This is a genomic window from Kitasatospora sp. NPDC057965, from assembly GCF_042887135.1.
GTDB lineage: Bacteria > Actinomycetota > Actinomycetes > Streptomycetales > Streptomycetaceae > Kitasatospora.
The window spans coordinates 141141-153555 of the sequence record NZ_JBHVPZ010000017.1 but is presented as its reverse complement, the minus strand read 5'-3'; the positions used below and the strand labels follow the sequence as shown (position 1 = coordinate 153555).

Genomic DNA, 12415 nt, shown 5'->3' with positions numbered 1-12415 from the left:
CCGCCGGCCGGCGCCCTGCTGCGCTCCCCGCCGGGGCTTCCGTAGGATCTCGTCCGTGGCCAATCGACGTGAAATCGAGCGCGAAGTCCTGGGGGCCATCGCGGAGTTGTCGGCCTGCCGACTGTCGACGGGCGAGCTGTTCCGCGCCCTCCACGCCCTGCTGGCGGGCCCGCTCGGCTTCGACGGCGGCTGCTGGCACGGCACCGACCCGGTCACCGGCTTCCCCACCTCCACCGTCGCCGACGGGCTCGACCCCGGCCGGTTCGAAGAGGCCGTGCACCTGGAGATGTTCAGCGACGACAGCACCAACTTCACCGCCATCCGCGCCGCCGGACACCGGGTGCAGACCCTCCACCGCGCCACCGGCGGCCGCCCCGAGACCAGCGTCCGCTACCGGGAGCTGCTCCGGTCCTGCGGCTACGGCGACGAACTGCGCATCAACTTCGACCACGGCGGCGGCCGCTGGGCCAGCGCCGCCTTCATGCGCGGGCACGCACGCGGCCGCTTCGGCCCGGCCGAACTGCGGCTGGCCGAACGCATCACCACACCCATCGGCGCCGCCCTGCGCAACGCCCACCTGGTGACGCTGCGCAGGGCCCGCACCGACGGGTCGGTGCGGGCCGGCCACCCGCCGGCCGTCGCGATCCTGGACGCGCAGGGGCGCCTGCGCTCGGCCGACGCGGGAGCCCGCGAGCTGATCCGGCGAATGGCCGAACCCATCTCCCACGCCTGCGCCGCGCCCACCGGCTTCCTCACCGTCGCCTGCCAGGCCGCACGCAACGCCGGCACCTCGGAGGTGCGGGTGTGCACCCCGGACGGCCAGTGGTTCGCGCTGTACGCGTCGCCGCTGGACGGCGGGGGCGGCGAGGGTGGCGGGGGCGGCGGCGAGGTCGCCGTCCTCATCTCCCCCGCCTCGCCCCTGCACCGCCTGCCGGTGGCGATCCTCGCCCACGGCCTGTCCCCGCGCGAACGCCAGGTCGCCCTGCACGCGGTGCGTGGCAGCAGCACCAAGGACATCGCCACGCTGCTCCACCTGACGGTGCCCACGGTCCAGCAGCACGTCACGGCCATCCTCGACAAGACGGGCGTGCGCAACCGGCGCGAACTCGTCGCCCTCCTGACGGCCGATCATCTGCCGACGCTCGGCCTGCCTCCGAGCACGTAGCGGGGGATGCCCGCAGGGGGGGCGGCCGGTCGGTTCCCGGACCGACCGGCCGCCGGAGACGGGTCGTTCAGTCCCAGGGGTTCGCGGGCTGGCCGCTGATGGCGGTCCAGAACCGGGTGCCCGTGGGCAGTGTGCCGTTGGCCCACAGGCCCCAGCCGTGGCCGTCGTGGAACTCCGCCATCCGCCAGCCGCCGCCGAAGCTGCCGGCACACTTCGCGTCGGCGACCGCGAGGCTCGGGAGCTGCCAGCCGGCCAGCCCGGTGGTCGCCTTCACCTCACCGCCCGCCCAGGCGTGGAACCCGCTGGTGGGTATCCCGTTGGGGGCCGAGCGTCCGTCCTGGCGGATGCACAGCACCGGCAGCACCGCGTTGGCGGGGTGGTCGCCCTGGTACGGGTTGCTGTGGCTCAGGTCGTCGAACCCGACGTGCACCAGGTTGTCCGCGCGCTGCTCCAGGGTGGTCCAGGTCATGCCGGCGTGCCCGCCCGGGGCACCCCAGACCGTCTCGTAGGTGGTGCGGTCGATGTCCCACTGCTGGAGGGCGGAGCCGCCCTGGGCGCAGACGTTCGCGATGAGCGTCCAGCCGCCGTAGCGCTTGCCGACGTTGTCCAGGCACCAGCCGGTGTCCGGGTTCCTGATCTTCATCCCGACCAGGCCGTAGAGCGCCGGCGAGGGTTCGTAGCGGGTGATCGAGAACAGCTGCTTGGCGTCCCACGGCGCGCAGGACTTGACGGTCGGCTTCACCTCGGTGAAGGACAGGCAGCCGTGGCCGCGGGACTCCGCGAGCATGAACTGGTCGGGCCCGAGCCGGTTGATCACCCACATGCCGGGGTTGTCCGACGGGGCGCAGGGGTGCATGTCCTGGCCATTGACCGCGCCGTCCGGACAGCGCTGGGAGGCCTGGTTGAGCAGCACGGTCGCCGGGCCGTCCGCCGAAGCGGCGGTCGGCAGCAGCCCCAGACCCGCCAGTGCCAGCGCGAGCGCCAACAGGACACGTCTGACTGAGGAGAAACGCACGAAGCACTCCATGGTTGATCGACTGGTGCGGGAAGAGGAGCGGGCCGGCCCGATCGGCCCCCAGTTTGTCCGTGTCCGGTCGACACCCGGTATCCGAGTTTTCTAGGAGGCTCCGCCCCCACGCCGACACCGTGCACGTCGTCCTGGTGCTCGGCGACCCCGACGACGAGCAGCTGACTGTCCGCAGCAGCGGCTACCTCGGCATGGGCGGGATCCCGGGCGCGACGCGGGCGTGCCGACGACCGCCTGACCGGAGCGCCCTCCGGAGCGGGCGCGCTCAGGGCCTGCGCTCCGGGCGTTCCACGACGCGGAGTGGGAAGTCGGCCCTTCCGACTTCCCACTCCGGGGGCGACGAGGCGATGTGGCGGTCGAGGTGGGGCGGAGCCGCACGCCGTCGTCCTCCCGAAGGGGTACCGTCCCGCGCCTCGGCCGACCGGAGGCCGGCCACGTCACCGGGCTTGTGAGGGAAGCCAGCCGTTCTGCACCGCCCGCACCCCGAACTCGAAGCGACTGCGCGCGCCCAGCCGCTCCATCAGCTCCGTCGCCACCCGCCGCGCGGTGCGCGGCGAGACGCCCAGCCGCTTCGCGATCGCCTCGTCCGTCAGCCCGTGCGCCAGCAGCCGCACCACCGTCGACTCCTGGGTGCTGAGCCCGCCCTCCTCCGGCGCCGCCGGCGAGGCCGCGCCCAGCGGCTGGGCCTGCGTCCACACGTGCTCGAACAGCGCGCACAGCGCCATCAACGTGCCGTCCCCGCTCAGCACCACCGCACCCGCCCGGGTGTCGTCACCCCGCACCGGGATCAGCGCGGTCGTCCGGTCGAAGATGATCATCCTGGTCGGCAGCTCCGGCACCGTGCGCACCTCCCCGCCCAGCTGCGCCAGCCACCCCACGTACGACACCGTCGGCTGGCTGTTGCGCACACTGTCCTGGTAGACCGTGCGCATCCGCACGCCCCGGCCCAGCAGGGCCTCGTCGTGCGGACGCGAGGCGTCGATGCTCTCCGGACTGTGCCCGCCACCGGGCGCGAAGGTCATGATCTCGGTCGTCAGGCCGTGCGCCAGCGCGGCGATCCGGTCCCGGATCCGGTCGAGCCCGACCAACTGCTCGACCCCCGCGTTCGCGCTGTCCGGCCGTAGGTCCGCGAACTCCGCGATCAGCTGCGCCGCCGCGGCCCTGGACGCCTCGACCCGCTGCTGCTGGGCGGCCAGTTCGGCCTGCTGGCGGGCCATCAGCAGTTCCATGCCGACCTCAGGCGACACCGCGCACAACTCGCCGGCCCGCTCGTAGGACGGGCGGATCAGCGCCAGCGTGCTCAGCAGGTCCAGGCACCGCCGGATCTCCCCCTCGTCCTGGCCGAGGCGCTCGGCCAGCGCCCGCACCCCGTCGCAGGGATGCGCGAGCATGCTGCGGTAGACGGCTTCCGAGACGGCATCAAGCCCCAGTGCAGTGAGCAACGCCCGTTCCCCCGGTGTCACATCGATTGATGATTCGCATGCGATCATCTCATGCAGGCGTTCGAACCGGCCAGGGCAATCTGCCTGGACACTTTCGGCAGAGGCCGCATCCGGCCACCCCGGGTGCCTATGCCGAACGGGGACGGTTCGACAAAGTCCCACCATGTACCTCATTCACGCCCGGATCCAGCCACCCGGCCCCGCCCCGGGGCCGGACGCCCCGCTCGGGCCCGGTGCCGCCCGGGCGCTGCTGGCCGCGGCCCTGCCGCAGGAGCGCATCGAACACGTCGTGGTGCACCCGGCCGACGGCGACGACGGCTGCGACTGCGTCGTCCTGGGTGTCTTCCTGCTCGCCGAACGCCTGGAGGACGCCGAGTGCACCGTCGCCGCGTTCTGCCGCCGTACGGCCGAGGTGCTGCCCGCATTGCGCGGCTGGACGCTGTCCTCCGTCAACGCCCCGCTCGTCGCCCCGTTCTACGAGCGGCTGCTGGACGGAAGCGGCCCTGCTGGACGAATCCGTCCACTGCCGTTTTCGTCCAGCGAGAACCCCTTCCACCCGTTCTGAGCTGCGGCGAAGCTATTGATCAGCAGCCGGGCCCACCGCCCGGGAGGCCACCGGACGAGCGTCGACCGCGGGACGCGAAGCCGGTGCCTCCACTCACGTCGCCACCACTGCCGAGAGGTTCCGCCATCATGCTCCGCATCCCGCTCACCAAGGCCGCCGCGGTCGCCGCCCTCGCCCTCACCGCCGTCCTGCCGCCGGCCGGCCAGGCCGCCGCCAACACCATCTGGGACTCCCCCGCCACCGCGGTCACGGCCAACACCATCTGGGACGCGCCCGTCGCCGTCGTGCCGGCGAACACCATCTGGGACTGACGCCCGGCCCGCGACGCCGTCCCACGGCCACCGGCGGACACCCGCCCGGCCGCCGGCCGCGCACGACCGCTGCTCCTGCAGGGCAGCCGTCCGGCGCCCGGCCCACGCACCACGCAGCACCCTCCTCTCCCTCCGCGCCGTCCACGGCCACCGCCGCAGCGCGAGAGCCCGTCTCCTTCACCCCGTCAGGAGTGCCACGACCATGCCTTCCTCCGCACCCTCCACCCTGTCCAAGCTCACCCGCATCGCCCTCGCCGCCTCCATCGCCGCGTCCGGCGCGGTCGCCGTCACGGCCTTCACCACCACCACGGCCCACGCCGCCACCACCTCCACCGTCGGTGGCCAGATCAGCCGATCCGAGGTCATCTCCCGCGCCCAGTACTGGTTCAACCAGGCCCAGAACCCCGCGCTGTCCTACAGCTGGTACGCGAGCTTCCCGGACTCCAGCGGCCGCTACTACCGCAAGGACTGCTCGGGCTACGTCTCCATGGCCTGGCACCTGGGCTACAGCGCCGACACCCGCGCCATCGAGGATTCCGAGACCTACGAGATCCCGCGCAGCGAGCTGCGGGCGGGTGACGTCCTCAACAGCTACCGGGACCACGTCCTGCTCTTCGAGAAGTGGGACGACGCCGCGCACACCAGGTTCTCCTACTACGCCTTCGGCTCGACCCCGGTGAAGCACGTCACGAACAAGTCGATCAACGATGCGCAGTTCGACAGCCATCCCAACTCGGACTACAAGGCCCTGCGTTACAAGCACATCGTCGAGGACGTCACCACCGCCCCGTCCGCACTGCCCGCCGGGACCCTCGTCAAGTCGCCCAACGGGTCCACGGTCAAGGTCATCATCAACGGCGCCGGCGTCCCGGTGACCGGCGCCGACGTCGCCGCCGACGGCTACGACCTCTCCAAGGTGGTCACGGTCGACGACGGCGCGTTCAACGCCCTGCCCACCGTCCCGCCGCCGGGCACCGTCGTCCACGACCAGGGCGGCGGCAACTCCCGCTACGTCGTCATCGGCAACGCCGCGCTGACCATCTCCGGCAGCGACTGGACCGCCGACGGCTACGACAAGCGCCCCGACCTGGGCGTTCCCACCTCCTGGCTGCAGGGCGCCGTCGCCAGCACCCCCTCCACCGGCCTGGTGGTGATGGACCAGTCCGGCGCCGACAACAGCCGCTACGTCATGATCAACGGCGTGGCCGTCCCCATCGGCGCCCCCGAGTGGACCGCCGACGGCTACGACAAGCAGACCCTCATGGGCGTGCCGACCGACTGGCTGAAGAACGCCGCGGCCCGCCAGCTGGCGCCCGGCACCGTCGTCATGAACCAGTCCGGCACCGACAACAGCCGCTACGTCATGGTCGACGGCGCCGCCCTGCCGATCTCCGCCGCCGAATGGCAGAACACCGACTACAGCCTCCGGCCGCTCATGGGCGTGCCCGGCACCTGGCTCAACACCGCCGCCACCAAGAGCCCCTCCTCCGGCACCGTCGTGATGGACCAGACCGGCACCGACAACAGCCGCTACGTCATGATCAACGGCACCGCCGTCCCGATCAACGCCACCGAGTGGACCGCCGACGGCTACAACACCCGGCCCCTACTGGGCGTGCCCGGCGCCTGGCTCAACACCGCCGCCCACAGGCCCGTCCCGGACGGCACCCTGATCAAGGGCCAGGCCGGCGCCGACTCCAGCGTCTACGTCATGGTCAACGGCTCGGCGCTGCCCCTGACCGGCACCGAGTACGCCACCACCTACGGCAACCGGTCCGTCCTGGGCGTCCCGGAGGCGTGGCAGGCCGCCCAGGCCGCCCGCCCGCTGGCCAACGGCACCGTGATCAAGAACGCCGACAACACCGACTCCAGCGTCTACGTGATGGCCGGCGGCAAGGCCGTCCCGCTCACCCCCGCCGACTTCACCGGCTACGGCTACGACAAGGCTCCGCTGCGTGCCGTTCCCGGCACCTGGGAGCAGCAGGCCGCCACCAAGAGCGCCCCGAGCGACGGCACCCTGCTGCAGTCGTCCGACAGCAGCACCGTCTGGCAGGTCGTGGGCGGCGGCAGCAAGAAGGCCGCCGCCCCCGGTTCCTACAACCCCGCCGACGTGGTGAAGGTCCCGACCGCGCTCACCGCCGGACTCCCCACCGTCACCGTCTGACCCACCCCGCTCCGCCCCGCCGCCCGCCGGCCGCTCCTGCCGTTTCTGCCGCTCGCACCGCCGTTCGCCACGCCGCCACGCCGCCACGCCGCCCGCCGCACACCCCGAAGGGGAGCCCGCCACCATGGCCGCCATCCGCAAGAAGCCCGCGCTCACCGCCGCCGCCGTCCTGCTCGCCGCCCTCGCCGCCCCCGTCGCCCTCGGCACCGGCCAGGCCTCCGCCGCCTCGGTCGCCACCTGGGACAAGGTCGCCCAGTGCGAGAGCACCGGCAACTGGAGCGCCATCAACCCCGTCGGCCCGTACTACGGCGGACTCCAGTTCTCCCAGAGCACCTGGCTCTACTTCGGCGGCGCCCGCTACGCCCCCTACGCCCACCAGGCCACCAAGCAGCAGCAGATCCTCATCGCCGAGAAGGTCCTCGCCGTCCAGGGTCCCGGCGCCTGGCCGCACTGCAGCCCGGGTACCGGCCTGGCCACCGACCACGCCGATCCCTACCCGGCCGGCACGGGCTACCCCGACCCGGCCACCCTGCCCGCCGGCACCCTGGTCAAGTCGCCCAATGGGCCGACCGTCAAGGTCCTGGTCAGCGGCGCCGGCCTGCCGGTGACCGGCTCCGACGTCGCCACGGACGGCTACGACCTGAACAAGGTCGTCCTGGTCGACGACGCCCGCTTCAACGCCCTGCCCACCAACCCGCCGGAGGGCACCGTCGTCCACGACCAGGGCAGCGGCAACTCCCGCTACGTCGTCGTCGCCGGCGCCGCCCTGCCCATCTCCGGCGCCGACTGGACGGCCGCCGGCTACGACAAGCGCCCCGACATGGGCGTGCCGAGCAGCTTCCTCGCCTCCGCGGTCGCCGCCACCCTGCCCACCGGCCTGGTGATCCACGACCAGGCGGGCGGCACCGCCCGGTACGTCGTCGTCCGCGGCGCCGCCCTGCCCATCTCCGGCGGCGAGTGGACCGCCGACGGCTACAACACCCGCGCCGACATGGGCGTTCCCGGCGCCTTCCTCGCCTCCGCGGTCGCCACCACCGTGCCCACCGGCACCGTCCTCGCCGGCCAGTCCCTCGGCGACCCGAGCCGCTACGTGATGATCAACGGCAGTGCGCTGCCCATCTCCGCCGACGAGTGGACCGCCAACGGCTACAGCACCCAGCCCCTGCTGGGCGTGCCCGAGACCTGGCTGGCCGGCGCCGCCGCCAAGCCCCTCCCGAACGGCACCGTCGTCAAGAACGTCAACAACGCCGACCCCAGCGTCTACGTGATGGCCGGCGGTCAGGCCGTCCCGCTCACCCCCGCCGACTACACCGCGTTCGGCTACGACCAGCGCCCCCTGATGGGCGTGCCCGGCGCCTGGATGGCCGGCGCGGCCGCCAGGACCGCTCCGGCCGACGGCACCCTGCTCGTGTCGCCGGACAGCACCACCGTCTGGCAGGTCGTGGCCGGCGGCGGCAAGAAGGCCCTCACCGAGGCCGACTTCGGCCCGGGCAAGCTCAGCTTCTCCGACGTGGTCCGGGTGCCCACCGCCCTGACGGCCAAGCTCCCCACCGTCACGTCCTGACCCCTCGTCCCACAGCGCCCGGGCCGCCCAGCCAACCACGGCCGGGCGGCCCGTTCGTCGTCCTCCGTCGGGGTCAACGAGGCGGTATGGCGGTGGAGGTGGCGGGACGGGGGGCGGGGCGATGGTCGCCGTGGTGGCGGGTGGTGAGGGGGTAGGCCCACGCCAGGAGGGCGAGGAGCAGCACGAACGGGAGCACGGTGCAGAGCGCGGCGCCGCCGGCGACGGCGGGCGGCGGCGCGCTATCGCGGGGTTCAGCGGGCATCGGTGAGGTCGAGTTCGGCCCAGACGGTCTTGGCGTTGGGGTGGCGGGGAACGGTGCCCCAGCGGTCGGCGAGGGCATCGATCAGCACCAGGCCCCGGCCGGACTGCGCGTCCGAGGCGCTGCGGGCGGTCGGCAGGACCGGGAGGACGGGCAGGCGGTCGCCCCGGCAGTCCGAGACCTCGATCCGGAGGGTGGCGCCCCGGCGCACAAGGGTGGTGAGACGGAGGTGCAGCTCGAATCCGCGCCCCGCAACGCGACCGTGCCTGATCGCGTTCGACGCCAGCTCCGCAACGATGATCAGAGCGGAGTGGAACGGCTCACCGAACGCGGAATCGACTCCCCAGAGGGCGAGTTGGCGTCTCGTCACGGCGCGGCAGAGGCAGGCTCCTTTGGGTGTGGCGTCGAGTGTGATGGTGTGGCGGCGGGGGTTGTCGAGCGGGATTTCGGTCGTCATGGAGAAAATCGTGGCGGCCCGGACGTACGCTGACCACGAGTCCGGCGGGCACGGAGCGTGCTTGTGCGGACGCGGAGGGTCGGCCGGTCGGGGCGGCCCGGATCATTCGGTCGCATACACGTGTGAGCAGGGGTGATTCCCATGGTGAGTGGCGTCGAGCGCACGGTCTTCGACGACGGGGAGACGGCGGAGAACTCGGACGGGGTGGCCGAGTTCTACAGCGCGGTGGGGAAGTTGATGAAGATGTTCCGCGAGCGGGCGGGGCTGACGCAGCGGGAACTGGCCGACATCATCGGCTACAGCGAGGACATGTTGGGTGCGGTCGAGCGGGGGAAGCGGACGCCGAGAGTCGAGATCCTGACGAAGGTGGACGACGCGGTGGGCGCGGGCGGGGCGCTGAAGCTCATCGCGGACGACGTGATGAAGGCGAAGATCCGGGTGAGTGAGCGACACCCGGCGTTCTCGCGCGCCTTCACGTCCGAGGAGTCGAAGGCCATCGAGATCCACGAGTACAACAGCCTGCAGATTCCTGGGCTGCTCCAGACGGAGGCGCACGCTCGGGCGCTGTACGACATGCGTCGACCCTGGCTCTCCGTCGAGCAGGTCGACGAGTGGGTCTCCGCGCGCATGGCCCGCCAGGAGATCTTGAGCCGCTGGCCGTTGCCGGTCATGACCTGGGTGATCGACGAAAGCGCCCTGCGCCGGCCGTTGGGCGGCTGGGACGTCCACCAGGCCCAGCTCCGCCATCTGCTCAAGGTCGCCGAGATCCGCGGCCTGGAGTTGCAGGTCATGCCGCTCGACCGCACGGAGAACGCGGGCATGGGTGGCTCGTTCATCCTCCTTACACCGAACGGGCGTGCGCAGATCGCGTACGTGGCAGTCCAGCACATCAACAGGCTCATCACGGATCCGGCCGAGGTCCGTAAGATGGCCGCACGGTACGGCACCCTCAGGGGACAGGCACTCACCATGAGGGAGTCCCTGACCCTGATCGAGCAGATTCTGGGAGAGCGGTAGTCATGGCCGAACTCGCGTGGTTCAAGAGCAGCTACAGCAGCAACGAGGACGCCGCGTGCGTCGAGGTCGCCGAGACCCCCGGCACCGTCCACGTCCGTGACTCCAAGGACAAGAGCGGCCCCCAGCTGGCCTTCGAGCCGGCCGCCTGGAAGGCGTTCGTGTCCTTCGCCGCGAACGCCGACGTCTGAAACACCACCCCACCGACGGCCCGCCGCTTCCCCAGCGGCGGGCCGTCGGCGCATCCTGAACCCATGACCGAGCCGACCTGGTTCAAGAGCAGCCACAGCAGCAACGAGGGCGCCCAGTGCGTCGAGGTCGCCAAGAGGCCCGACACCGTCCACGTCCGTGACTCCAAGGACAAGACCGGCCCCCAACTGGCCTTCGAGCCCGCCGCCTGGCAGGCGTTCGTGAACTTCGCCGCAGGCTACGACATCTGAGCCACCACCACTCCGGCCCGCCGCTCCCCCGCGGCGGGCCATCTGCGTTCCCGGCACTCAAACGCCACCCCGGCCGACAAGAGACAGCTGGACGGCTTAGCCGACGGACGAACCGGAGCACGTCCGTGAATGGGCGTCCTGGTTCGAAGCGAAGCGCCGGACAGTGAACGCCCACCATCTCACTTACCGGTCCCAAGGCGGCTCTGATGACCCGTCCAACCTCGTGCTGATCCACGCGGAATGCCACCGGCAGCATCATGCGGCCGACCATTCCCACGGCCCAAGGAGAGCCAATGTTCGGCCCTAGTGGTCTGCTTGAGCCGGATGCGGTGAGAGTCGCACGTCCGGTTCTGAGGGGGGACTCTGGTCGAGAGGCCAGGGTCCTACCCGACATCCGAACGGCCAATGGGCGTGGCAGCCGGCGCAGACCACCGCCGCCATCGCCCATGCTCTTGCCGACCAACTGGAGAAAGGCCCCGACACGTGAGCACATCGGCTCAGCTGCGCAGCGCCCTGACGGAAAGCCTCGCCGAGGACGGCACCCTCACCGGACCCGAGTGGCGCAGCGCTGCCGCCGCGGTTCCCCGCGAGCTGTTCACGGGGTCCTACTTCCTTCCGGTGGCGGGCACCCTGCCCACCAGCTACCGACCCGTCCGCGAAGGCGAGCCCGGGTGGCTGGAGGGTGTCTACTCCGACCAGACGCTGATCACCCAACTGGACGGGCGGGTCAGGCCCGACGACGTGACCGAGGACGCCGTGACCGGCTCCCCGTCGTCGTCGTCCACCCTGCCGTCCCTGGTGCTGCGGATGTGGCAGCAGCTCGGCACGGAGGCCGGTCACCGGGTGCTGGAGATCGGCACCGGAACCGGGTACTCGACCGCCCTCGGCGCGCACCGCCTCGGGGACGCCAACCTGACCAGCATCGAGTACGACCCGGTGGTCGGCGGAGCTGCCGCCACGGCGCTCAAGGCGGCCGGCCTCGCGCCCCGGCTGATCATCGGCGACGGGCTGCGCGGCGACCCGCAGGGCGGGCCGTACGACCGGCTGATCGCCACGTGCTCGGTCCGGTACATCCCGCTGCCCTGGCTGCACCAGGTGAAGCCCGGCGGGAAGATCCTGGCCACCCTCTCCGGGTGGAGCTACGCCAACGCCCTCGCACTGCTCGACGTGACCGGCCCCGGAGAGGCCACGGGCCGGTTCCTCCCCGGCTACACCAGCTTCATGATCGCCCGGCCGCACGACCGGCCGCCCCGCCCGACACTGGCCCTGCTGCCCGGGGAGGAGCGTCCGAGTCAGATCGACCCCGCGAAGCTCGACAACTGGACCGGAGGTTGGATCGCGCAGCTCGCGGCTCCCTCGGCCGAGCGCATGGGAGCGGGAGCCGAACAGATCCTCTGGGACGTGGCCACCGGTTCGCAGGCGCGGACCACGCCCAACCCTGACGGTGGGTGGACAGTCGTCCAACGCGGTCCCGTCCGCCTGTGGGACCGGGTGGAACGGGCCGTGCAGCGCTGGCAGGCCGCCAACGAGCCGCACCAGGAACGGTTCGGGATCACGGTCTCGGCCGCCGGCCAGCGGGTCTGGCTCGGCACCGAGGCCGGGCCGGGCTGGAACCTGCCCATCTGACGCCGTCCGTCCGGACTCCGCCGCGAACTGCGACGTCTGAAACAGCACCGTCCCGGGGGCCCGCCGCTTCCCTGCGGCGGGCCGTCGGCGAATCCTGATCCCATGCCCGCCCTGGGCATCTTCGGTTGCACGGGCCTCGTGCGGTTGCCGCTGTCACCCGCCCTCGCCGTGGCCCTCCCCGTCCTCCTCTGGGTGATCACGACCGCTGCCCTCACGGCGACCGTCGGGAAGTCCTGAACCTCCCCGAACCACGGGCGTGGGGGGGGGGGGGGGGGCGCGCGCCCCCCCCCCCCCCCCCCCAGGCCGACCCCCAACCATCGGCCGAAGGCGCGGGCGGGGGGGCGCGTGGACCGCATTAATAAGACAAGAAATCGCGGTGGC

Annotated in this window: 14 protein-coding genes; 10 read left to right on the top strand and 4 right to left on the bottom strand. The window is 72.1% G+C overall.

Annotated features, from left to right (window positions below):
* Positions 1–55: 55 nt before the first annotated feature.
* Positions 56–1165, top strand: coding sequence for a response regulator transcription factor (locus ACFVVU_RS22970; RefSeq protein ID WP_387791893.1), 1110 nt, complete (start codon positions 56–58; stop codon positions 1163–1165).
* 67 nt (positions 1166–1232) lie between these two features.
* Here the strand turns inward: ACFVVU_RS22970 and ACFVVU_RS22965 are convergent, their stop codons facing one another.
* Positions 1233–2180 (bottom strand): hypothetical protein, encoded by a 948-nt coding sequence (locus ACFVVU_RS22965; RefSeq protein WP_387791891.1) that lies wholly within the window; start codon positions 2178–2180, stop codon positions 1233–1235.
* A gap of 449 nt (positions 2181–2629) precedes the next feature.
* Positions 2630–3634: a LuxR C-terminal-related transcriptional regulator gene (locus ACFVVU_RS22960; protein WP_387791890.1), complete on the bottom strand. Its 1005-nt coding sequence runs from the start codon at positions 3632–3634 to the stop codon at positions 2630–2632.
* Positions 3635–3797: 163 nt separating this feature from the next.
* On the opposite strand from ACFVVU_RS22960, the gene ACFVVU_RS22955 reads away from it, so the two are divergent.
* The 4 genes from ACFVVU_RS22955 (at position 3798) to ACFVVU_RS22940 (ending at position 8238) form a co-directional block, all read left to right on the top strand.
* Positions 3798–4199: a hypothetical protein gene (locus ACFVVU_RS22955; RefSeq protein WP_387791888.1), complete on the top strand. Its 402-nt coding sequence runs from the start codon at positions 3798–3800 to the stop codon at positions 4197–4199.
* 128 nt (positions 4200–4327) lie between these two features.
* Positions 4328–4510, top strand: a complete 183-nt coding sequence (locus ACFVVU_RS22950) for a hypothetical protein (protein WP_380687772.1) — start codon at positions 4328–4330, stop codon at positions 4508–4510.
* Between the two features lie 202 nt (positions 4511–4712).
* Positions 4713–6674 (top strand): hypothetical protein, encoded by a 1962-nt coding sequence (locus ACFVVU_RS22945; RefSeq protein ID WP_387791887.1) that lies wholly within the window; start codon positions 4713–4715, stop codon positions 6672–6674.
* A 124-nt stretch (positions 6675–6798) separates the two neighbouring features.
* A complete protein-coding gene (locus ACFVVU_RS22940; protein WP_387791885.1) occupies positions 6799–8238 on the top strand; it encodes a transglycosylase family protein in 1440 nt (479 codons plus the stop codon).
* A gap of 73 nt (positions 8239–8311) precedes the next feature.
* On the opposite strand, the gene ACFVVU_RS22935 is transcribed toward ACFVVU_RS22940, so the two are convergent.
* Positions 8312–8500, bottom strand: coding sequence for a hypothetical protein (locus tag ACFVVU_RS22935; protein WP_387791884.1), 189 nt, complete (start codon positions 8498–8500; stop codon positions 8312–8314).
* Positions 8490–8954 (bottom strand): ATP-binding protein, encoded by a 465-nt coding sequence (locus ACFVVU_RS22930; RefSeq protein WP_355367840.1) that lies wholly within the window; start codon positions 8952–8954, stop codon positions 8490–8492. Before ACFVVU_RS22930 ends, ACFVVU_RS22935 begins: the two co-directional genes overlap by 11 nt.
* Before the next feature lie 141 nt (positions 8955–9095).
* Here ACFVVU_RS22930 and ACFVVU_RS22925 point away from each other — a divergent pair, with 141 nt between their 5' ends.
* From ACFVVU_RS22925 to tgmC, 5 genes are all read left to right on the top strand, one after another.
* Entirely contained in the window at positions 9096–9971 is an 876-nt protein-coding gene (locus ACFVVU_RS22925) for a helix-turn-helix domain-containing protein (protein WP_387791882.1), read from the top strand.
* A 2-nt stretch (positions 9972–9973) separates the two neighbouring features.
* Positions 9974–10159 (top strand): DUF397 domain-containing protein, encoded by a 186-nt coding sequence (locus ACFVVU_RS22920; RefSeq protein WP_387791880.1) that lies wholly within the window; start codon positions 9974–9976, stop codon positions 10157–10159.
* 63 nt (positions 10160–10222) lie between these two features.
* On the top strand, positions 10223–10408 hold the full coding sequence (locus ACFVVU_RS22915; RefSeq protein ID WP_387791878.1) for a DUF397 domain-containing protein: 186 nt from the start codon (positions 10223–10225) through the stop codon (positions 10406–10408).
* Positions 10409–10571: 163 nt separating this feature from the next.
* Complete coding sequence (locus ACFVVU_RS22910) at positions 10572–10715, top strand: HNH endonuclease (RefSeq protein WP_380688212.1); 144 nt, start codon at positions 10572–10574, stop codon at positions 10713–10715.
* A 176-nt stretch (positions 10716–10891) separates the two neighbouring features.
* On the top strand, positions 10892–12034 hold the full coding sequence (tgmC, locus tag ACFVVU_RS22905; RefSeq protein WP_387791876.1) for an ATP-grasp peptide maturase system methyltransferase: 1143 nt from the start codon (positions 10892–10894) through the stop codon (positions 12032–12034).
* The last annotated feature ends 381 nt before the right edge of the window (positions 12035–12415 follow it).